This is a genomic window from Siminovitchia thermophila (genome assembly GCF_016909185.1).
In the GTDB taxonomy this organism is placed as follows: Bacteria; Bacillota; Bacilli; order Bacillales; family Bacillaceae_C; genus Siminovitchia; species Siminovitchia thermophila.
Window position 1 is genome coordinate 13,061 of record NZ_JAFBFH010000004.1, and the last position, 23,507, is coordinate 36,567.

Annotated in this window: 16 protein-coding genes; 10 read left to right on the forward strand and 6 right to left on the reverse strand. The window is 42.2% G+C overall.

From position 1 onward, the window contains the following. Position 1: 1 nt before the first annotated feature. A complete protein-coding gene (locus tag JOC94_RS03820; RefSeq protein ID WP_077112915.1) occupies positions 2–1,126 on the forward strand; it encodes a sensor histidine kinase in 1,125 nt (374 codons plus the stop codon). Next, a complete protein-coding gene (locus JOC94_RS03825) occupies positions 1,123–1,728 on the forward strand; it encodes a response regulator transcription factor (RefSeq protein ID WP_077112914.1) in 606 nt (201 codons plus the stop codon). The genes JOC94_RS03820 and JOC94_RS03825 overlap by 4 nt, the downstream gene beginning before the upstream one ends. Positions 1,729–2,177: 449 nt before the next feature. Here the strand turns inward: JOC94_RS03825 and JOC94_RS03830 are convergent, their stop codons facing one another. Then, positions 2,178–2,933: an ABC transporter permease gene (locus tag JOC94_RS03830; RefSeq protein ID WP_077112913.1), complete on the reverse strand. Its 756-nt coding sequence runs from the start codon at positions 2,931–2,933 to the stop codon at positions 2,178–2,180. Continuing rightward, a complete protein-coding gene (locus JOC94_RS03835) occupies positions 2,930–3,622 on the reverse strand; it encodes an ABC transporter ATP-binding protein (protein ID WP_253191903.1) in 693 nt (230 codons plus the stop codon). The genes JOC94_RS03830 and JOC94_RS03835 overlap by 4 nt, the downstream gene beginning before the upstream one ends. A gap of 231 nt (positions 3,623–3,853) precedes the next feature. Here JOC94_RS03835 and JOC94_RS03840 point away from each other — a divergent pair, with 231 nt between their 5' ends. Continuing rightward, positions 3,854–4,561 carry a cytochrome c biogenesis CcdA family protein gene (locus tag JOC94_RS03840; protein WP_077112911.1) on the forward strand — a complete coding sequence of 236 codons (708 nt, stop codon included), beginning with the start codon at positions 3,854–3,856 and terminating at the stop codon, positions 4,559–4,561. Positions 4,562–4,667: 106 nt separating this feature from the next. Further along, positions 4,668–5,708, forward strand: coding sequence for a hypothetical protein (locus JOC94_RS03845; RefSeq protein ID WP_077112910.1), 1,041 nt, complete (start codon positions 4,668–4,670; stop codon positions 5,706–5,708). A 56-nt stretch (positions 5,709–5,764) separates the two neighbouring features. On the opposite strand, the gene JOC94_RS03850 is transcribed toward JOC94_RS03845, so the two are convergent. From JOC94_RS03850 to JOC94_RS03860, 3 genes are all read right to left on the reverse strand, one after another. Next, positions 5,765–5,899 carry a YjcZ family sporulation protein gene (locus JOC94_RS03850; protein ID WP_077112909.1) on the reverse strand — a complete coding sequence of 45 codons (135 nt, stop codon included), beginning with the start codon at positions 5,897–5,899 and terminating at the stop codon, positions 5,765–5,767. 35 nt (positions 5,900–5,934) lie between these two features. Then, positions 5,935–6,120, reverse strand: a complete 186-nt coding sequence (locus JOC94_RS03855) for a hypothetical protein (protein WP_077112908.1) — start codon at positions 6,118–6,120, stop codon at positions 5,935–5,937. A 224-nt stretch (positions 6,121–6,344) separates the two neighbouring features. Further along, complete coding sequence (locus tag JOC94_RS03860; protein WP_077112906.1) at positions 6,345–7,259, reverse strand: class I SAM-dependent methyltransferase; 915 nt, start codon at positions 7,257–7,259, stop codon at positions 6,345–6,347. Positions 7,260–8,010: 751 nt separating this feature from the next. On the opposite strand from JOC94_RS03860, the gene JOC94_RS03865 reads away from it, so the two are divergent. The 3 genes from JOC94_RS03865 to JOC94_RS03875 all read left to right on the forward strand — a co-directional run bounded on the left by JOC94_RS03865 (position 8,011) and on the right by JOC94_RS03875 (position 19,802). Then, the gene (locus JOC94_RS03865) at positions 8,011–14,628 is read left to right on the forward strand and encodes a SpaA isopeptide-forming pilin-related protein (RefSeq protein WP_205178705.1); all 6,618 of its coding nucleotides are present in this window, start codon (positions 8,011–8,013) and stop codon (positions 14,626–14,628) included. A gap of 745 nt (positions 14,629–15,373) precedes the next feature. After that, positions 15,374–16,546 carry a response regulator gene (locus JOC94_RS03870; protein WP_205178707.1) on the forward strand — a complete coding sequence of 391 codons (1,173 nt, stop codon included), beginning with the start codon at positions 15,374–15,376 and terminating at the stop codon, positions 16,544–16,546. A 136-nt stretch (positions 16,547–16,682) separates the two neighbouring features. Next, the gene (locus JOC94_RS03875; protein ID WP_205178709.1) at positions 16,683–19,802 is read left to right on the forward strand and encodes a hybrid sensor histidine kinase/response regulator; all 3,120 of its coding nucleotides are present in this window, start codon (positions 16,683–16,685) and stop codon (positions 19,800–19,802) included. 65 nt (positions 19,803–19,867) lie between these two features. Here JOC94_RS03875 and JOC94_RS03880 read toward each other — a convergent pair whose 3' ends face one another. Further along, complete coding sequence (locus JOC94_RS03880; protein WP_171973952.1) at positions 19,868–20,107, reverse strand: indolepyruvate ferredoxin oxidoreductase subunit alpha; 240 nt, start codon at positions 20,105–20,107, stop codon at positions 19,868–19,870. 245 nt (positions 20,108–20,352) lie between these two features. On the opposite strand from JOC94_RS03880, the gene JOC94_RS03885 reads away from it, so the two are divergent. From JOC94_RS03885 to JOC94_RS03895, 3 genes are read left to right on the forward strand one after another with little or no spacing between them, the layout of a single operon-like run. Then, complete coding sequence (locus tag JOC94_RS03885) at positions 20,353–20,673, forward strand: ArsR/SmtB family transcription factor (protein WP_077112902.1); 321 nt, start codon at positions 20,353–20,355, stop codon at positions 20,671–20,673. Between the two features lie 17 nt (positions 20,674–20,690). Then, entirely contained in the window at positions 20,691–22,784 is a 2,094-nt protein-coding gene (locus tag JOC94_RS03890; protein WP_205178711.1) for a heavy metal translocating P-type ATPase, read from the forward strand. 14 nt (positions 22,785–22,798) lie between these two features. Then, positions 22,799–23,506: a response regulator transcription factor gene (locus tag JOC94_RS03895; RefSeq protein ID WP_077112900.1), complete on the forward strand. Its 708-nt coding sequence runs from the start codon at positions 22,799–22,801 to the stop codon at positions 23,504–23,506. Position 23,507: the final 1 nt, after the last annotated feature.

The window sequence follows — 23,507 nt, forward strand, 5'->3', positions numbered from 1 at the left end:
TATGAAAAATAAAATCTACCCAAAAGAGCAAATCAAGCATTATTTGCTGATTGATGCCGTGTCTATCATATTTTTAAGTTACATCGTTTTGAGTTCAGAGAGCGATCTTGGCATCTTGGAAAGACTCTGTTCCCTGTTCATATTTTTTATATCGTTTTATGTTGCGCTTTGGTATAGGGACTGGCGCCTTTTGGCCGCTGTCATTACCGGTATTGCCATCTTGACACTGTTAGGCGTAATTGTTGGTTCTTCCGTTTTGCTGTTTGGTTTCATTTTTGCCGACCTTTTGGGAAGAGCGCATTCAAAGTGGCACATCGGCCTTGGCATTGTTGCTATTGCACTGATGTTTCTTCTCGTTCCCTGGAAAAGTCAAGAGGCCTTTTTCACACTGAAATATCCCATACTGTTGCCGATCATGATATTGCAAATAGTTTATCCGGTTTTGATTTATATAAAAGAAAAAAATAAAAGCCTGCGGGGAGAACTGGATGCAGCCAATCAACAAATACAACATTTTATTCAACAGGAGGAGCGGCAGCGGATCGCAAGGGATCTCCACGATACCCTTGGGCATACGCTGACAATGATTAAAATGAAAAGCGAGTTGACCGACCGGTTGATCGATCAGGATCCCCGGCAGGCAAAGAAAGAGCTGAAAGACATATTGGATACGTCCAGAATAGCTCTGAAGCAGGTCAGGGAGCTTGTCTCGGATATGAAATTCATTTCCCTTGAAAGTGAATGGGGGCACTCCAGACAACTGCTGCAAACAGCAGGTATGGAACTGTTCATCACCGTAAAGGGCCGTCTCCGGCTTTTATCAAGTGTGGAAGAGACGATGCTCGCCCTCTCTGTCAGGGAAGCGGTAACCAATATTGTCAAGCACAGCAAGGCGAAGCATTGCACGGTGGAACAGGGAGCGAACAGCCAAGTCTACTATGTAAAAATAATGGATGACGGAGTGGGGTTGGTAAAAACAGAAGGTGGAAACGGGATCCAGTCGATGAAGGAGAGAATGCAAGCACTTCAAGGGTCTGCTACGGTGGAAAATAGGCCTGACGGGGGGACGGCCGTCGTCTTAAAAATCCCCATTCGCCAAGATGGAAAGGGGAGACCTGCGTCATGATAAGAGTCGTAATAGCGGAAGACCAGCAGATGCTGCGCGGCGCCTTAACTTCCTTACTAAGGTTTGAGCCGGATATTGAAGTAGTGGCCGAAGTATCGGATGGAAAGAAAGCATGGGAAGTGATCCGGAGCTATCAGCCAGATGTGTGCGTGCTTGACATTGAAATGCCGGGGATCAGCGGATTGGAAGTTGCCGAAAAAATAAGGGATGAGCAATTGCCTTGCAAAGTCATGATTGTCACCACTTTTGCGCGTCCCGGCTATTTGCAAAAAGCAATGGATGCCCAAGTGGAGGGTTACTTGCTAAAAGATGAGCCGATTGATTTTTTGATTGAGTCCATTCGAAAGGTCATGGAAGGACAACGGATGATTAGCACCGACTTGGCTGCCGCTCTTTTTATAAGGGAGGAGAACCCGTTGAGTAAAAGAGAAGTGGAAGTGTTGCGCCTGGCGAATGAAGGCATGACGACAAACACCATCTGCAAGACACTCTTCTTGACGAAAGGGACCGTGCGGAATTATTTATCTTCGGCTATTCAGAAACTGGGAGCCGAATCGAGGCAACAGGCGGTAAAGATCGCCGAAGAAAAAGGATGGATATAAGAGAAAAAGGACCATTGGATTATTTTTTTAGGGAAGCCCTTGTTTTTCATTCCAAAACCCCACATCTATCTCTTCGCGAAAGCATTCACTTTCTCCTTGTGCGGTATAACTATTTGTGAACGAGTTATGCCGTTTTTTGTATCATGGCTTCACCATGGTTTGATCAACTTCCCAGTATATGGTCTGGACAAGAAAAACCAATATGGAGACGGAAAGCCTCATGAATACTTAAAGGATGCGACTTCCCTCTGTCATCGCCAAATACGATATGCATTGCTCCCTTACCCCATCTCTATAATGAATAGAGGGGGGAATGATTGACATGGACAGAATGGGCAGAGCATCTCGGAAAAACCACTTTGTTATTGGGAAGGTTTTTTGTCCATATCCTCATAAACTTTTTCAAAATCCGGTTTAGGGCCTGCTTGCCAAATGAGGGCAGCAGGCGCTTAGTTTTTCAAACGGTTTAGCTGCATTCGATTGTTAAACAACGATGGATAGGACAGGAAGCCCAGCATGGCGCCGGAAATGGCCGCGGCTGTCAGCAAAAGAAAGAGAACGAGCAACTGGAACATAACGGCCTGGAGCGGATCAGCCCCGGCGATGATCTGTCCGCTCATCATACCCGGCAATTGGACGAGTCCCATCGTTTTCTGGCTTTCGATCGTGGGAATCATGCTAGCTTTGATCGAAGAAATCAATTGGGAATGGATCGCCTGCTTCGGAGTGCCGCCCAGAGATAAAATTAATTCGGCCTCGTCTTCATGAGCTTCCACTTCGGAAATGAACCTGTTTAAGAAAAGAATAGAAAGCACCATGGCGTTTCCAATCACCATCCCGCTGATCGGTATGATGTATTGTGCAGTCGGGGGCGTAATCCGCAACCCGAGCAATATCCCTTGGGTGATAAGCTCAATGAATATAATCGTGATTGTCACTTTCCACGTAATGCCTTTAATAAAGCTCCCTTTTTTCCGAACATTTTCCACTGCTGCCCCAATCATTAACATAATCATCAATATCACATAGATGGGTTGCTCCGATTCAAAAACAAACTGCAATAAATATCCGACGATCAATAGCTGAATGATTGATCGGACTGTTGCCACAATCGTATCTTTTTCAAGTCCTAATTGAAGCGTTTTGGACAATAGGAGCGGAATGAGCACGAAAATGAGTGTGAAAGCCAATGCAGTATAGCTCATGACCATCCTCCTTCCACAAAGCGCTTCACTTTTTCTGTTTGCGGAGATTCAAGCAGGGTGCTTTCTCCAGCTTCAACGAGGCGCCCATCCATCATCACCCACGTATAATGTCCTATTGTTCTAGCCTGCTCCAAATGGTGGGTAATCCAAATCATCGTGACGCCGTATCTGCGGTTTATTTTTACAATCAATTGTTCAATCTCTTTCGAAGAAGCGGGATCGAGCGAAGCTGTAATCTCGTCCAACAGTAAAATATCCGGGCGATTGACAAGTGTCCTGGCTATCGAAACCTTTTGGCGTTGGCCGCCTGAAAGGCTTTTGCTGTCTCTATCTAAAAAAGCCTCGTCCAATCCAACGTCTTCCAAAAAAGAGGCAGCCTCTTTTTTCGGGAGGTTTTTTCCTGCCAATTTCAATGGTAAGGCCAGATTGTCATAAACTGTTCCTTTAATCATGGGCGCATTCTGAAGGGCGATCCCGGCCATTCGCCTAAGTTCAATAGGCGCATATTCATTTATATTTTTGTCATGAATAAAAATATCTCCGGAGGTGGGGGAGATCAAACCATTGCAGAGTTTCAACAGCGTTGTTTTCCCTGCTCCCGATGGACCGGCCAGCGTGGTGATTTTTCTGGCGGGAATCGAGCCGGTTATTTCTTTTAATATATCGGCATCACCGATAGAATAAGACACGCGGTGAAAATGAATGGCGGGTTTCAGCAGATGTTCTGTAGTAATTGTTCATGACACTTCCTTTCCCGACGTGAATCATGTATGAAATAATAGTACAGGAGATGCGAGTGAACCTCAAACAGGTTGTTTGCTTTTTGTTAAAATGGAGGAGCGGCACAGTTTTTTCACAATCATGTCAATTGTATTTGGCATCGTTCATGTTTAAGATAAAGAAAGAGGCTGGTGATCAATATGCAACAAATTAACCTTTTCCTTGCTTTCGGGGCGGGCTTTTTATCTTTTATTTCCCCTTGTTCCCTCCCATTATATCCGGCATTTCTTTCCTATTTAACCGGCATGTCGGTCAGTGAGTTGAAGTCGGATCAGGGAGTTTTCAAGAAGAAAGCCTTTATCCATACACTATTGTTCTTACTGGGCTTTTCCATCATCTTTTTGGTGATTGGCTTTTCTTCAACGCTGTTGGCGGACTTTTTCATCAAGTTTAAAGATCTTATGAGGCAAGTAGGCGCGATTGTCCTCGTTTTTTTTGGTTTAGTGTTGGCTGGTGTGCTGAACTTTAACTTCCTGAATATGGATAAGAAAATTCAATTTCAGAACAGGCCCGCAGGGTATGTGGGTTCTGTATTGATTGGACTGGCCTTTGCCGCAGGCTGGACTCCATGCACCGGGCCGATTTTAGTGGGGGTCGCTACCCTTGTCGCTCAAGATCCGGGAAAAGGACTCTTTTATATGGGCGCCTATGTCCTCGGATTTTCGATCCCATTTATTTTAATGTCTTTATTTATGGATAAAATGACATTCCTGAAAAGAAACGGACAGCGCTTTATGAAGATTGGCGGCATTTTGATGGTCATCGTAGGGATTCTTTTGTTCTTTGATTGGATGACTGTGATTATTTCCCTTTTACTCCCCCTATTTGGCGGTTTTACCGGGTTTTGAGATGCTTGGCATGGCATTTGTCACAAATTTATAATAATGAAAGTCGGTCCTGCGTTTTTGCGGGGCTTTTTCTATGTTACGATAAAAGTAAAACGAGGGGATTTTTATGACAGCTGTTCAAAGAGACCGTCGATTTTACGTTCTGCTATTTCTGCTCTTTCTTGTTCTTGGCGTCAATACATTCTTATATCGTTCCCCCATTACACCATTGGTTCTCTCTGCGGATGCGAATTGGGTCGTTATTGGGTCACTGATTGACTTGGCTATTGTTGCTCCGCTGCTCATTTTGTTCTTGAAGCGAGGGAAAAAGATCACGGTTAAATCATTCGTGATGTGGATGGTGCTTGGGGTTGTACTTGCCCGTTTTCTCATACCAAGCGTCTATTTCGAGCCATTCACCTACTTGCCAATTGCCGCCATCGGCTTGGAAGCTGTCATCTTATTGGCTGAATTGGGCTTGGTCGTTTTGCTGGCTTGGAGGCTTCCGGGCATTATTCGTTGGATCAAAGCGCATGGCGAAAGCCCGTTGTTCCTGCTCCCCGCAGCTGTTGAAAAGCGTGTTGGCTCCCATGTGTTGCTGAGGATTGTGGCACATGAAATCATCGTGTTCTTTTATGCGTTTGCTTCATGGAAAAAACATCCCCCGAAAGGTGAATCCTATTTTACCCTTCATCAAAAATCAAGCTTGATTGCTGTTTACATTATGCTGATTCATGCGGTGGTGATTGAGACGATTGGGATTCACTGGTTGATACACGGAAAGTCGCCGGTGATTTCTGTTATCCTGCTCATTCTTAACATTTACACTGTCATTTATTTTATCGGCGAAATTCAGGCGGTACGGTTAAATCCCTTATCGGTTAAAGATAAGAAACTGTATGTTTCGTTGGGGATGGGAAAGCGGATGGTTATCCCATTTGCAGAAATGGAGAAGATCCATTGGGGAAAGGAGGCAGCCGAATTCAACCTCAAGTCCAAAGAGCTGATTACGTTTATCGCCAAGGACTTTGAGGAAGTGCCGCCCCATTGTGTGATTGAATTTAGAAAACCGCTGGAGGCATCCATGCTTTATGGATTGAAAAAAACATACACGAAAGCGGCCATTCGCCTGGATGAGCCCGAACGCTTTAAATCACTTTTTTCATAAAAAAGAGCCGTCCTCGCTCCAGTGGCGGGACGGCTTATGATAATGCCAGTGTTCTACTAGTAGCAGACTGCTCCAATAATGACCAGCAGGATAAATAGTACGACGATTAACGCGAATCCGCCACCGTATCCGAAACCTCCGTATCCAAAGCCACCACATCCGAAACCGGGATATCCAAAACCGAAGCCCAAAAGTATCACCCCTTTCTCATTGAATTAGGAATTCCTTATTCACTGCTGCTTTCATTTTCTAGTCTCTCTTCTTCCCGCGGCCTTCCCCAAAAAAATGCCCAGGGATCCCTCGGAAGCTCCTCCCTGTCCCTATGAGGCTGCTCACGGACAAAATCCACATTTTGCGCGTGAATAACCAAATTATCCACGTGAATGACTTTTTCTTTCTTTTGGTTAGACATCGCTATCCTCCTCTCCCTGTGGGTAACGGTTCTTTGTTATATTATTCAACATGGATATTTGTGTATAGGCGAAAGAGGAAACGAATAAAAAAATTACCAAAAAAATTTGCAAAAACTTTAGATGGAAAAAAATGTGGGTTTTTAAAGCACAATGTGAGTATAAAAAATACATCCAAAAACCGGCTAACCTCCGTGAAAGGGGGTTGCCGGTTTGAATAAAGTGTTTATTTTTTTACAGCATGAATGTAATGAATCGTTTCAAAGGCAGACAGGTAGTCTGTACGTTTGTCAAAATATAGTTCGTGGATTCTTTCTGGAGTTAAGTGTTCATAAATGAGTAAACCCGATTGTTCCAACATGCTCTCCATTTCAGCATAGGAAAAGCATGACCTCATTGGTTCCCCGCTTGCTGCTGCCATTTTCACCATATTTTCTACTCTGTTGGAAACTCCTTTTTCTGTAAATAGCCTTTCATCGGCAAAATCCAAAACGATGGAACTTCCGTGTGGGACATTGGCAAATAACTGGTTGATCAGATTTGCGTTTTCTTCCTTCGTTAAATAATAAGATACGCCTAAAAGACTAAAAAGAGTTTTTTGGTTACTAAACCCAGCGTCCAGCAACTTTTGAACTAAGAAGTCTTTGGTGAAGTCCATGGCAACAAAATGAAGGTTGCCGGGAATTGTGAAGCCGGCTTTAGTCAATTTTTCCTGTTTCCATGCTTGTGTGTCGGGGTGATCGACTTCGAATATGTCAAGGGTATGCTCCATCTCGGGATGGCGAAAACAGAAAGTATCCAAGCCCGCTCCGAGTATGACATACTGTTTTAGCCCCAGTTTCATTTCAGTCCCCACTACCTGTTCACAATAGGCGGCTCGTGCCAATGGTGTTGGTGAAAGTTGAACTTGTGTGATCCATTTGATGATTTCTTCTTTATTTTCCAAAGATTTTTCCGCTATTTCTTGATTAAAAAACGCTATACCCTGAACCATATTTTCTTTAATGCTATGAAACTCTTCTGTGGTAATGAGCTCTTTGGCCAAATAGTCGTTAAAAATTTTCGGTGAATCGAATTCACTGTGATAAGCTCTGCCAAAAGCCGCTATCAATGAAGTTAAACTAGACTTGCCTTCTTCCACGCAAATTCACTCCTTCAAGTTAAAACGAAAAAAAATAGGATTCCCCTGGCCAGGAGAATCCTATTCTACAACTTAAATTCATAAAAGTAAATTATAGCACAAAAAATTAATTTTGTCAAGATATTAGGTGTAAGTAGTTAACGGGGGGGAAAATTCGGATTATTGAAATGAAAAGGGCATTCCAGGATGTCTTTTTTATAAAAAGCGTCAGGGAAGTCATGTAACAAAAATGTCATAAATAGATACGAAAAAATGACTTCTATATCCGAGGTTCAATGTTTGCAGTACTTGGTATCGCTTGCATGAAAAATTCACTTAAGCCTGCGAATTTCATTTTATACGTGTTCAATGGAAAAAACACCTTATTGTACAGATTTTGTAAAGTTTCACCATCCATAATCCTTTTTTGGGACCAAATTCAACGAGAACAGTAGTTCAAACTGTTTATTCGTTTTAGATCTCTCCAACGACTTGGCTTTTGACACCGATCTAGATGGGGGCACTTTAGACATCAAGCAGAAATCCTTCGTCTTTAAGAAAGCGAGAAAGCAGAGACTTGGGATTTGGTGTAAAAGCTGACCTTCTGAATGAGCTTCCGTGTTTTTCCCCCATCAAAGAGTGTAGAGATTTTCCCACTTTCTCATTTCGAAATGATGTGCCGAAGGAGGCGATTTTATCAAATGAATAGTTATGATGTCTGATTTCAAAAAACATTCAAGGAAAAAATTTTTGTTAGGGGGATTATGTTGAAATGGGGAAAAAGATTGGGCATATTGCCTTGTTATTCCTGCTTCTCTCTCAAACTTTTTTAAGCGGCTTTTCCAATTCGCCTGAAATAAAGAGCGCTGAAAAGCTGGAACAAGACTTGATCTCAAAGGTGACTCTGTTTGATGAAGAAGGAAAGATGATGGATTCAAGTCATGCAGTAAACAAAGATGACGTCGTAAATATACAGTTCGACTGGTCATATACAGAAGCTGTTCAAGTAGGGGAAACTTATACGTTTGCCATTCCCCGTGAATTGAAAGTTGTGAGGGAGCAACAGGGTTCATTACTGGGAACAAATGGCGACATTGGTTCTTTTCAAGTGAAAACAGATGGAACGGTCGCTCTGACTTTTCATGACAAGGTTGAAAATCGTGAAAATGCCCAAGGAACACTTCGTATTCAGGCTGCCTTCAATCAGGAGATCTTGAAAGGAAAAGATACAGCTTCCATTGAATTTGTCATTCAAGAAATAGCTCACGTATTGAACGTATCATTTCTAGCCGATTCAGCAGAGGAGAATCATGACAAGACAAATGCTGCACCAGGCTCTGATAGAGAGCAAAAAACGGAACCCACGAGAGTGGAGAACGAGAATGAAGCGAATAGCAAATCAAACAGTAAGACGGCTGAAGCAAGCGATATAACGAGTAGCAAAGCAACCGTCCGAGCACAAATGAACGCCGGAGCTGCTTCAGAAATAACAGAAAATATTTTAACATCGGTTTCCTTGAGGGATGAAGATGGAAATATCATTCATGCGGAAGAGAATCCGAATTATCGTCCAAGTTTGGGATCGACAGTGGGAATAGAATATACATGGAAGCTTGAAAATAATCATGGGTATGGAGCCGGGTCAACTTTTACATTTCAACTTCCAGAAATATTTAAAGTATATAATGACCTCGAAAATGAACCGCTGATATTTGGTGGTATCAATATGGGAACATTTACGGTCAAAACCGACGGCACGATAACCATGGTTTTTAACGAGGAAATAAAAAAACATTCCAATATTGAAGGTTCGTTGAAGCTATGGACGGAATTCAGGGAAGACTGGAAAGGAAGCGTCGAACAAGAGATTGTGTTCCCAATAAAAGATGGGGACACCATCAGCATTCCCGTACACTTTCAGCCAAAACCGGGTCCGGAAATTGATAAAAAGGGAATACCAAATCAAGCCTATAACGCAGAATCGATTGAATGGACAGTTGATTTTAACAAACAATTAAAGAAGATACAAAATGCTGTTCTCCGTGATCCGATCCAAACAGGGCAAAGGCTGCAAGCTGATTCGATCAAAGTTTACAAACTGGATGTCCAACTGGATGGAAGTGTGGTACAAGGGGATTTGATGGACCCGGGTGAATATGCCATAGAAAAAATAGCGGGCAGCGATTTTCTGGTTCGGTTCAAAGCAAAACAAATTGATTCCGCCTATCGAGTTGTGTTTGTAACAGATATTACCGATCAAGACGGAACCAAATATAAAAATGAGGCAGTATTGACAGGGGATGATGTAAGCCTTCCTGCAAGTGCAACGGTATCAGTGAACCGTGGAAAGCCAATATCCAAAAAATCAACACATTACGATCAACAAACACAAACGATCACATGGGAAATTCTATACAACTATAATGAAAAATCGATTTCCAAAAAAGATGCCTTTTTACAAGACTTTTTCAATAAAAGCCAAGGGCTCATTTCAGATTCTTTCGAAGTTTATAAAGTAACCATTGGTGAAGATGGAAATGAGGCGGGTACAGAGAAGGTTGAAAGTTTCTCGGTAACGCCAACATCCACAAAAAATCAAAACGGTTTTGAACTTACATTTAAGGAGGATATCGATTCCGCTTATAAAATTATTTATAAAACCAAAGCGACTGACCGCGTATTCGATTGGGAGAATATTACCAATAAAGTGGTGACGGGAGAAGGTAAAGAGGGTGAAGGATCAAGAGATATTCACCAGCAAATTTTGATTAAAGCCAATTACCCAAATCATCCTGAAACAGATTACGAAAAGAAAACGACTACGTGGGGAATTTCATTCAACAATGATAGCCACCTGATGAAAAATGTAAAATTAAAGGATGTTTTTTCTAATAAGGGGCTGACGTTTCAGCCTGATACGTTGAGGATCACAAATGCTGAAAAAACGTTAGTCGAGGGTGAAGACTATCATTTAATCGAAGAAGCTGATGGCTTTACAATCGAATTTGTTCATGATATTTCAATTCCGCATTTTATCGAGTATCAAACAAAATTTGATTATGATGCGAGAGAAAATGGAAAAAAGGCTTTTCAAAATAAAGCAACAATCATTTGGCAAGATAAGGATGGAGAAGAAAAACACAAAGATGATACGGCAGAGTTTGATCCGGATCATTATACAAAAGGCAATGGCTTTAAAAATGGGTCGTACAATGCGGTTACCAAAGAAATTACCTGGAATATCGGCCTTAACTACAATCTGAAGAAAGTCGAAAATGCTTTGGTGACTGATTATATCCTGGGTAACCAGAAATTGGTGAAAGACTCCATTGAAGTCTATGAGATGAAGCTGAATGGTTCGGCAAACGGAGTTGAAAAAGGCGCCCAGCTGACTCTTGGTGAGGATTTTACCATTGAAAATGTTGAAGATAAAAACGGAAATCCAGGGTTTAAAATTAACTTCAATGGAGATATTGATACACCGTACTGGATTACGTATAAAACAAGTCTTCAAGATCAACTGATCCAAAAGGAATATAATAACACCGCGAAGCTTTTCAACGGTGATAAGGAAATTACCAGTCTTGATGCGAAAGTATCTGTCGCTCATGGGGGGGAATATACACATAAATCGGGAGCTCAAAATGGAAAGGTGATTGACTGGAAAGTCAATATCAACTTTGGGCAATCGAAAGTTTCAGATGCAACATTAACCGATGATCCAAGTCCTAATCAAATCTTGCTGGAAAATTCATTCCATTTATACGGCACTAAAATTGCTGAAAATGGCACGGTGACAAAGGATCCCGAAAATGAACTGAAGCGAGGGGAAGATTACACCCTTGACATTAAAACAGATGATGAAGGCAAGCAAACCTTTGAAATAAAATTCCTCAACGACATTGATAAAGCCTATATTTTGGAATATCAGTCATACATCAATGCTCGAAATGGAGATGAAATAACCAATAAAACTTCATTTGACGGTAAGCAGATCACTACTGAAGTAACGGATTCTGAAGAAAAAATCGCCGTAAAAATAACCGGCGGTTCTGGAAGCGGCAGTGGCGAAACGGGCAGCCTGGAAGTGACGAAAGTGGATGCTTCCACAGGAGACGCGCTAAAAGGAGCGACGTTCACTTTATATGACAACGAAGGAAACATTGCCATTCGCACGCTGACAACTGGTGAAGACGGCAAAGCGGTATTCAAGAACTTGCTGTACAACGATTATATTTTAAAAGAAGACAAAGCGCCGGATGGATATGTTGTCGGCATCCAGGACAGCAAAACCGTCAAGATCGACTCCAAAGAGAACAACCAAATAACGGTGAAAAACAAGAAGATCGTTCATGCCGTTGAATTAATGAAAATAGATCAAGAAACGAAAGAAACGTTAGCCGGTGCGGTATTTGAACTCCAGCGCAAGGTCGGAGACAAATATCAAAAAGTGGCAGAACTAACAACCGATGAAAAAGGGGTCATTTTTAAAGAAGAGCTTGAACCAGGAGATTATCAATTTATTGAAATAAAAGCTCCATCAGGTTATCAACTCAACCCTGAACCCATTTCATTCAAAATAGATGAAAAGCAAACAGAAATTGTCAGGAAAACAGCAGAAAATCAAATCGTTTTAGGAGCGGTTGAATTAACAAAGGTAGATCAAGACGATCCAGAAACTGTATTATCAGGTGCCATATTTCAACTTCGGGATGAGAAAGGCAATATTCTCCAAGAAGGTTTAACAACAGATAAAAATGGCAAACTCATTGTAAAAGATTTACGGCCGGGTCCATATCAATTTGTTGAAATGAAAGCACCCGAACATTACGGCCTGGATTCTTCACCAATTCCATTCGAAATTAAAAAAGGACAACAAGAAGCGTTACAAGTAATAGTAGATAACGAATTGATACCAGGTTCAGTCGAGTTAATCAAGGTTGATCATGATAACAAGGAGATGACACTGGCTGGTGCAGAGTTCGAGTTACAAGATGCGGCGGGCAAGGTGCTGCAAACGGGCTTAACAACGAATGAGGATGGAAAGCTCATCGTTAAAGATTTGAAACCGGGCAAGTATCAATTTGTTGAAACGAAAGCACCTAAAGATTATGCGCTTGATTCCAAGCCACTGCCGTTTGAAATTGAGAAAGGCCAAAAAGAAATCCTTCTCGTGACAGTTGAAAATGAATTGGCGCCAGGAGCTGTCGAGTTGACGAAAGTGGATAAAGACAACAAAGCACTCCCTTTATCCGGTGCGGAATTTACGTTGCAGACGGCAGATGGAATAGATCTTCAGGCAGGGTTAAAAACGGATCAGGAAGGAAAACTGATCGTGAAAGGATTAAAACCGGGCAAATACCAGCTTGTTGAAACGAAAGCGCCCGAACATTATCTCTTGGATTCTACTCCACTTGCATTTGAGATTGTCAGAGGCCAAAAAGAAATGCTCAAAATCACGGCATATAACGAACTGATACCAGGCTCTGTAGAATTGATAAAAGTGGATAAAGATCGCAAAGACTTGTCATTATCCGGTGCGGAATTCAAGTTGCAAACGGCAGAAGGAACGGACCTCCAAGAAGGCTTGACTACGAATGCCGAAGGCAAGCTCGTTGTACAAAACTTGAAACCAGGCAAGTACCAATTCATTGAAACAAAAGCGCCTGACTTTTATCAACTTACAGCAAAGCCAATACCATTTGAAATCGGCAAAAGCCAAAAAGAAACATTGAAGGTAACGGCTGAAAATGAATTCATCCGCGGTAAAGTGGAATTAACGAAGTTTGATAAAGACAACAAGAACGCACCATTACATGGGGTAGAATTTGCATTGCAAGATGCTAGCGGCAAAACCCTTCAAGAAGGCTTAACAACAGACAAAGACGGAAAAGTCGTCATAGAAGACTTAAAGCCGGGCAACTATCAATTTGTCGAAACAAAACCGCTATTTGGCTATAAATCAAACAACACGCCAATCACATTTACAATTGCCAAAAGTAAAACGGAAGCAGATGTAGAATGGATTAAACTGACAGCAGAAAATGAATTGGTGCCAGGATCAGTGGAATTGACAAAGGTGGATGGCGACAATAACAAGGCCCCATTGGCCGACGCGGAGTTTGAGCTTCAAGATGCCAACGGCAAAACGCTTCAAGAAGGCTTGATGACAAATGAAAGTGGCAAGCTGATCGTAAGCAATTTAAAACCGGGCAAGTACCAGTTTGTGGAAACGAAAGCGCCTTTTGGCTATCATTTGGACCCGACCCCAATCGCATTCACGATTGAAAAAGGCCAAACAGAGGCAGTAAACGTAATTGCGCAAAATGCTCTTGCGACAGGCTCAGTCCAATTGCTCAAAGTCGATAAAGACAATGACGAGTTAACATTGGAAGGCGCGGAGTTTGAGCTTCAGGATGCCAACGGCAAAACGCTTCAGTCCGGCCTATCGACAAACAAGGAAGGCATAATTGCCGTCAAAGATTTAAAACCGGGCAAGTACCAGTTTGTGGAAACGAAAGCGCCTTTTGGCTATCATTTGGACCCGACCCCAATCGCATTCACGATTGAAAAAGGCCAAACAGAGGCAGTAAACGTAATTGCGCAAAATGATCTTGCGACAGGCTCAGTCCAATTGCTCAAAGTTGATAAAGACAATGACGAGTTAACTTTGGAAGGCGCGGAGTTTGAGCTTCAAGATGCCAATGGCAAAACGCTTCAAGAAGGCTTGATGACAAATGAAAGTGGCAAGCTGATCGTAAGCAATTTAAAACCGGGACAATACCAACTTGTAGAAACAAAAGCACCCGAACATTACAAACTCGATGCTTCACCGCTCGTCTTTGAAATTGTGAAAGGACAAAAAGAGGTATTGCGCCTCACAGCGGTCAACGAGTTAACTCCAGGTGCAGTGGAGTTAACTAAGATCGATAAAGATGATCAGGCATTGACGCTGCCTGGAGCAGAATTTGAGTTGCAGGATAAAGCAGGTCGTACACTTCAAGCAGGTTTAACAACAGATAAACAAGGAAAAATCATAGTCGACAGCTTGAAACCTGGTGATTATCAGTTTGTTGAAACGGAAGCACCTAAAGGCTATCAAAAACGAACGGAACCAGTACCATTTACAATTGAAAAAGGTCAGGAAGAGCGATTAAAGATCCAAGTAACGAATACGAAAGTTCCGGTTGATATAGGAGAGCAAAACGATTCTGATACTCCAGTCCGACCAGATAAACCAAACAACCCAATACAGCATCCAGAAAAACAAAATAGCGGGACGAAGCTCCCAAATACTGCTACAACCATATTCCAATATGCAGCAGCAGGACTGATTCTTCTACTAGTTGGCATTACTCTCACTAGATTTAGAAGAAATCGCCAAGAATAAACTGAAGTGCTTCCATATGCTAGTATAGTATATGGAAGCCATTACTTCTATTTGCCACTTCATACGGTCAGACACACCTCGACATTCTTCATGAAAGTTTCCCAAGTATATAAACATTTATTTTAAGAAATGAACTATACAATTTATGGTATAATAACTGTACATTTACTATTTCAATTTCAAGATGAAGATATAAATTTCCCAACTTCCTGTTGTTCATCAACATCAAAAAAGGTGCATTGCAACATCATTGATCTTCGTTGGCTTGAGCTTTTTTAGATATAGCGGCTTTTACCTTTGAAGTTCATCATATCCTTTAGCTCGGGTGGAAAAACTAGTTTTATACAATGAATGTCTTCCTTTCAAAGCACATTTGGAGATAAAACCGAAGTGTTTCGAGTTGCCCAAAGAATTGTAGAAAGTGGAGGACGCTGTTTCTAGTTAAAGGTTAGGGGCGGTGAAGGAAGGGCAAATGGTTTGGTCAGGACATCGGGATACGATTTTTCACTGGCCTGGAACATTCTAAACGAGTGACGGACTTCAAGTAAAAATGCTCAGCGGTGAATGTACATGTATGATCAAAAACAAAACGGAATTTTCTCCTTGCGGATGGTCATGCTTTTAATTGAAAAATATTGTAGGTGCAATTTGTTATCCATGCTTGATATGTAGAAGAAGCTTATGCCAAACCAGTGGAATCATTACCCGGCTTTCTTACTTAATTTACATTAAAAAGGTGGCTGTAATGTTGAGAGTTATTCTAGTTGATGACGAAGCCTTAGCTCTTGAGCACATGGAACATTTACTCGTGAAAATCTCTGGTGTTGAAATAGTTGGAAAATTCCAAAATCCATTCCGGGCACTGGAGGCCTCACTAAGAGAACGCCCTGATGTTATTTTTCTCGATATAGATATGCTGGAAATAAACGGAATTGAAATAGCGGAACAGATTCAAAGCTCTTATCCTGAAATATTAGTCGTATTCGTGACAGCTTATGATGAATATGCTGTAAAAGCCTTTGAAATCAATGCCATGGATTATGTTATCAAGCCTGTTCAGAGGACGCGGCTTGCTGAAACCGTTCGCCGCTTAAAGAAAAGGGTTCCTTCACAAGCAATTTCATCCGATGGTTCCGGTATCATTTGCTGTTTTCAAACTTTACAATTTAAGAGATCAATGTGGGATTCTGAATTTGTTGATGTGTACTGGAGAACATCCAAGGCCCGGGAATTGTTTTCTTTTTTAATCCAGCATCGCGGGCGTCCAGTGCGTAAAGATATTTTACTAGATATGCTTTGGCCCGAGGTTGACGATAAAAAAGGTTATGCGCAACTGTACGCCGCTATTTATCAAATTCGTCGAACATTAAGCGCTATTCAAATGAATATTACGATTTCCAGTCTCGATCATAGCTACGTGCTGGAATTAAATGAAGTCAAGCTTGATGTAGATGAGTGGCAGAATGGAATGGCTGCATTAACATCTGGAAGCGATGAAAATGTTGTCAAGCACCAAAACTTAATGACATTATATCGAGGGGACTATTTGGCCGAAGAAGGTTATTTGTGGGCGGAGAGCGAGCGGGAAAGGTTAAGGATTTTATGGCTTCACTACATAAATATGATGACGGATCACTTCGTTTCTAATGGTAAGTACACGGAAGCGATTTTACTTTATCGGCGTGTACAAGTATTACATCCATATGTGGATAGCAGCTATTTCATGCTGATGAAGCTGTATGATTTACTCGGGGATCATCACTCAGTTGAACAACAATACAAACATTTACGGAACATGCTAAAAGAAGAATATGACATGAAACCCAAACCTACAATTGAAAAGTGGTATGAGAAATGGAAATCAGAAATGAATAGACATAAAAACGGAGATGGAAACAATGAATGCCGCAGTCTTTAATGGCATTCATTGTTTATTTTTCGTTATGCAATAGCGGGCGATCACCTCATCTTCCGTTGCGGATGTGAGCCGGCTTACAAGTGTAAAAAATCATTTGAGAGGCGGGGAGTTTGGCAGGGAGAAGGCCAAATCTTGTATGAAGAAAAGACATATTTTACTTATGCTGGGCTTACTTTTGATCGTTTTATCAAGTTCGCGGATTTTTTGGATGGAATTATTTCGGGATCAAAAGCAGCGGCCAGTTGAAAATGGGCAATTAGATTTGCGTAATTGGGATGCAGAGGACGGTGAAGTTCTTTTATTGGATGGTGATTGGGAGTTTTATCCATCAAGCTTGTTGATGGACGAAGAGCGGCAACCGGGACTGGGCAATGCGGCGCCACAGCTTATTCAAGTTCCGGGTAAATGGAATGAAGTATTGCACTCGCCGTATGGTTTTGCCACCTATCGATTGCGTGTTCTTGTCAATCCGGAAAAAAAGGATCTGAATTATAGCATCCGTGTACCAAGTGTACGCAGTTCTTCGGAAGTATATGTGAATGGGCGTCTGCTGGCCAAATCCGGGAAAGTGGCAAAACATCAAGAGGAATATATTGCGAAAAATTTACCCTATTCCACTACTTTTACAGCGGATGATAAGGGCGTCATAGAAATCGTCATTCAAGCCGCAAATTATGCGGATATACGAGGCAGCGGCATCATTCGCTCGATTAAGTTCGGTACGGAAGAAGCCATTGCCAAGGAAATGAAACTATCTTCCTCCATGCAGCTTTTAACTGCGATAATGTTCTTGATACATTCTGTCTATTCTCTTATTTTGTTTTTTCTGGGAAATCGAGAAAAGAAGCTATTATTCTTTTCTTTACTTACACTTTGTGTGGCATTGGGAAATTTATTCAGTAATGATGAGAAACTGTTTCACCAAGTTTTTTACATAGGGTATGAATGGGATTTTCGCTTGGCGAATGCAGCTGTACTCATCGGATGTTATGCGTTGCTTGAATGTACCGATCATCGGTTACTTCCGTATTGGCGCAAGATTTATCGCATTTATACTGTCAGCACCTTGGGCATTGCCGGTATAACGTTGTTGTTAACCCCAACCCAAGTGATAATGATCTTCCCGGTTTATTTTGTATTGGTGGGAGTTGCAGTCGTGATCACGGGGATTGCCATCATGCAAAAGTTCATCAAGGATATCAAAGCTAATCTGTTGCTGCTTTTTTCACTTACTGCTCTCATCCACCATTTTATTTGGGCAATCGGCTGGCGGGAAAATGGTATTAGTGTTGCCCACTATCCGTTTGATCTGTTTATTTCGATCGCCTGTTTTGCGTCTGTATGGTTTAAGGATTATTTTAAAATGCACGCCGACACAAGGGAGCTTGCCGCTGCATTACAAAGGATGAATGATCATAAGGATCAATTTTTGGCAAACACTTCACATGAATTTAAAAATCCGCTCCATGGCATTTTAAACATGTCACAAACTGTCTTAAAAAGGGAACGGGATATGCTGCAGGAAAGAAGTGTGAAAGAACTCGAAACGATTTTATCTGTCGGGCGGCGGATGACACTCATATTAAATGATTTGCTGGATGTAATGAGTCTTCAGGAAGGCAATCCGCGGCTGCAGAAAAAAGTCATCGCCATTCAGCCCATCATCACAGGGGTGCTGGATATGCTCCACTTTATGGTAGAGTTCAAGCCCGTGAATATTGTGAATCAAATTCCAGAAGATTTCCCTCCCGTATATGCGGATGAAAATCGGGTCGTTCAAATTGCATTCAACTTGCTTCATAATGCGGTCAAATATACGAATGAAGGTCAAATTACCATTCGGGGCTTTGTAAAAGAAGGAAGAGGTTTTATCGTGATTGCGGATACCGGGGTCGGAATGGATAGAGCCATGCTAAAGCGTTTGTTTAATCCTTATGAGCAAGCAAATTCCGGTAAGACGATGATTGAAGGCGGTTTTGGGCTGGGATTAAGTATAAGCAGACAATTGGTCGAACTTCATGGAGGAGAACTGGAAGTGTCTTCTGCCTTGGGAGAAGGCTCCACATTTACATTTTCTCTAAAATTAGCCAGTGTAAAAGAGAAGGAAGCGGGTAATGTATCCGGATCATTTGAACAGTCCGTCCCGATTCAGGAAAAAACTTCGCTTGATTGGACCAAGCTCGACATCTCGCCTGTTGTCAAGCGACCTCCATTAGGGGACACTGCGCTTGATCGTCCGGTCATCTTAATAGTGGATGATGATCCAGTAAACCTCCAAGTGCTTGAAGCCATTTTACCTCCGGAAGAATACGATGTGACGATGGTTACGAGCGGAAAAGAAGCGCTGGCCATATTGGGCGAGGAAGAGTGGGATTTAGTCATATCGGACGTCATGATGCCCCAAATGTCAGGGTATGAGTTAACTCAGATTATCCGCAAGCGGTTTTCTTTTACCGAGCTTCCCATATTACTGCTTACGGCGAGAAGTCGGGCAGAGGATATTCAGAGTGGATTTTTGGCTGGTGCAAACGACTATGTAACAAAGCCGGTTGAAGCGCTGGAAATAAGATCACGGATTGAGGCATTGGCGATGATTAAACAAGTTGTGCGGGAACAGTTGCAATTGGAATCCGCCTGGCTGCAGGCACAAATTCAGCCTCACTTTTTATTTAACACGTTAAACGCGGTAACAGCGTTAAGTGAAATTGATTTGGATAAAATGCGTGATTTGCTTGATCATTTTAGCCATTATTTAAGAAATAAATTTCAATTTCAACATATGGATGCGCTGATTCCAGTTGAAGAGGAGTTAAGCATCGTGCGCTCTTATTTGTACATTGAACAGGTGCGTTTTCAAGACAGGCTGCAAGTTGTTTGGGAAATAGACGAATATAATGACTTGAAAATCCCATTCCTGACGATCCAGCCTTTAGTAGAAAATGCGATCAGGCACGGCATTATGAAACGGATCAGTGGCGGAAAAATAATGATTCGGATTTCCCAAAACGAAAAGCAGGTGGACATATCCGTTGAAGATGATGGGGTAGGAATGGAAGATGATAAATTGCGGAAAATAATGGATAGAAAGAAAAGCGGCCAGTCGGGAGTCGGTCTAATTAATACCGACATGCGCTTAAAGCGCCATTTTGGAAGGGGACTGCATATTCAAAGCACCCCCGGTTTGGGGACAAAGGTTTCTTTTACAGTGAGTAACCAACACTTGCAAACATCAACGGAGATTCATCAAGAGTCGTAGTCTTTTTTAGCCCCAAAAAGGTGGAGAAAAACGATGATTCGTTTTCTCCACCTTTTATTGAAGCATTACCTTGATGCGAAAAATTCCTTCGCTTTTTCCAAATAAACTTGGTCTTCCGGAAGCAATTCCTCTTCGTGATAAATGGCCTCCACGGGACAAACGGCTTGGCATGCGCCGCAGTCGATGCAAATATCGGGATCAATGTAAAACATTTTTTCCCCTTCTTCTATACAGTCGACCGGACAAACGTCTACGCATTCGCCGAATTTTTCACCTTCGCAAGGAGCTGTAATGACATATGACATTCGATAACCCACCCTTTATTTAATGTATATGAAATAGTTCGCAGCTTGTGCGGTTCAAACGGTAGAGAAAATGAAACTACTGCTAATATAGCAAACATGAGGCTTGTTTTCAATGAATCGGGCTGAATTACCAATAAGTAGGAGCATTTTTTCAGCAATTTTAACAGATTGGTTGCATATGGAACATGAATGTATTAAGATTGGAATATGAACATATGATCATATAAAAGGTGAGTGTGTTATAAATGGAACGTAAAAATGATAACCATGATGAGCATGATGAACTTGATGAAGAAACATTATTTATTGTTTCCCAAACATTCAAGGCATTGGGAGATCCGACTCGAATTCGGATTTTGCATTTGTTGTCGGAAGGGGAACGTTCAGTAAACCAAATCGCTGAGGCGCTTCATCTTCAACAGTCAACAGTTTCCCATCAGCTTCGATTTTTAAAAAATTTGCGGCTCGTTAAATATCGCAGAGAAGGCACGAGCATGTATTATTCACATGATGATGAACATGTTGTAAAAATACTTGAACAGACGATTGACCACGCAAGGCATTAATGAGGGAGGTTATATGCATGGCTGAATATCGCCTTAAAGGTCTTTCCTGCGCAAATTGCGCCAGGGAGATGGAAGAGGAAATTCAAAAGTTGGATCATGGTGACAATGCTAAAATAATGTTCAATTCTAGTAAATTAGTCGTTTCCGATGAAGTCGCCTTGCATAAAGTGGAAAAAATATTGGCGAGCGACGGCGCTTCCATTGTCCGTGAGTCAAGTGACAGCACACATGACGACCATGATCACGGAAGTGGGCGCAAGCTACTCTATTTTATAGGTCTTTCAGCAGTTTTATTTGCGCTTGCCATTGCCCTGGAAAACATGATTCCGACTGTTGCTGCGGCCGGTATTTACGTCGCTGCTGCAGCCATCAGCGGCTATAAAACGTTTATAAAAGGCCTCAAAAACCTGGTAGCGTTCAAATTTAACATTGATACGCTTATGACAATTGCCCTCATTGGGGCTTTTGGAATCGGTGAATGGAAAGAGGGTACGCTTGTTGCGATCCTTTTTGGCATCAATGAATACTTGGAAGGCCTGGGAATGGAAAAGGCGCGCAAATCAATGGAAACACTGTTAAAGGTGGCTCCGAAAGAAGCGATACTGCTTTCCGGAAAAGAAGAAAGAGTAATCCCGATCGCCGATTTGCAAGCCGGAGATGTGGTTCTCGTGAAATCGGGTGAAAAAATTCCTTCCGACGGTGTTGTATCAGAAGGAAGAAGTTCGGTGAACGAAGCAGCCATTACGGGGGAAGCGATGCCTGTTGAAAAAACACCCGGCGAAACCGTATATGGCGGAAGCATTAATAACGAAGGTGTTTTGAAAGTTACCATTACAAAGCCTTACGAAGATTCCTCCCTTGCCAAAATATTGCATCTTGTTGAGGAAGCGCAGGAAACGAAAACACCAACGGAACAGTTTATTAACAAGTTCGCGAAATATTACACTCCGCTTATTATGGTGATCGCCCTTATTGTGATGATTGTTCCCCCGCTTTTCGTAGGAGATTGGGGAAGTTATTTTTACCAAGGCTTGGCAGTCCTCATTGTCGGTTGCCCGTGCGCGCTGATCATTTCTTCCCCCATTGCCATTATTTCCGGTATTACCCGGAATGCCCGAAACGGGATTTTGATCAAAGGCGGCGTGTTTTTGGAGCAGCTTGGGCATGTCGACGCCGTTGCATTTGATAAAACCGGTACGTTGACAAAAGGGGAACCCCATGTAGAAGAAATGATCGCCTATACGAATATTAAGGAATTGTTAAGAATCGCCGGATCAATTGAAAAGTCTTCCTCCCACCCGCTTGCAAAAGCTATAATGGAGAAGGTGGAACAACAATCTATTCCACTCGAAGAACCGACTGATTTAAAAACGATTGCCGGCCAGGGAGTTGAAGCGAACATTTCCGGACAGACATACAGACTGGGGAACGAAGCGAGCATACCATTTGACGAAATTCCACCGCAAATTCAAAGCGATCTGGAGCAATTAAAAGACGACGGGTACACAATTGTCGTTGTTTCAGATCACGAGCAAGTTTTGGGCTTGTTTGGGATTGCTGATGAAATTCGCCATGAAAGTAAAGAAGTTGTCGCTGAATTATACGACGCAGGGGTTAAAAATGCCGTTATGTTGACAGGCGACCATGATAAAACGGCGAAAAAGGTAGCTTCCGCCGTTGGACTGAGCCATTATTACGCTAATCTTCTGCCCCATATGAAAGTGGAAAAAATGAAAGAGCTGATCAAAAAAGGAAAAACAGCCATGGTTGGAGACGGAATTAATGATGCTCCGGCACTGGCCGTTGCCGATCTCGGGATCGCGATGGGGAAAGGAACGGACAGCGCCATTGAAACAGCGGACATTGTCCTCATGCAGGACCATCTTGGAAAATTGCCGGGAGCCATAAAAATCGCCAAGCGAGTAAATACTATTATTAAAATAAATATTTCTCTCGCGTTAGGCTTGAAAATAATAGCTCTATTATTAACCATTCCGGGATTGTTGACACTTTGGATCGCCATTCTTTCAGACATGGGGGCGACCATCCTTGTAACGCTAATCAGCTTGACCGTATTGATTGACAAAAACAAAGCCGGCACGCAAAAGTAAGGAGGTTAAAACCATTGGAACGGGTACTTGTCGTGGATGATGAACCATCCATCGTCACACTTCTTCAATATAACTTGGAAAAAGCGGGATATTCCGTCACAACAGCTGGAAATGGCGAAATCGGTTTGCAAAAAGCAATGCAGGAAAGGCCTGATCTCATTGTTCTTGACTTAATGCTTCCTGGAATCGATGGCATGGATATTTGCAAGAAGCTTCGTCAGGAAAAAATCAATACGCCTATTTTAATGTTGACGGCCCGTGACGATGAATTTGATAAAGTGTTGGGACTGGAATTGGGCGCTGACGATTATTTAACGAAACCTTTCAGCCCGCGCGAAGTCGTTGCGCGGGTCAAGGCGATATTACGCCGATCAAAAATGGTCGAAGAACCGAATATTGTCGTGGAGCAAAAAGGTGAACCGATGTACAAAATTGGAGAGCTGGCCGTTTTTCCGGAAAGATATGAAGCGCTTCTGCGGGAAGAAAAACTTGAGCTTACTCCAAAAGAGTTCGAACTGCTGGCGTATCTTGCCGCAAATGAAGGGAAAGTGCTAAATCGCACGCAGCTGTTGGATGCCGTCTGGAATTACGACTTTGTCGGTGATTCGCGGATTGTCGACGTGCATATTAGTAACTTACGTGAAAAGATTGAATTAGATACACGTAAGCCGCAATATATCAAAACGGTCCGAGGCTTTGGCTATAAGTTGGAGAGACCATAGC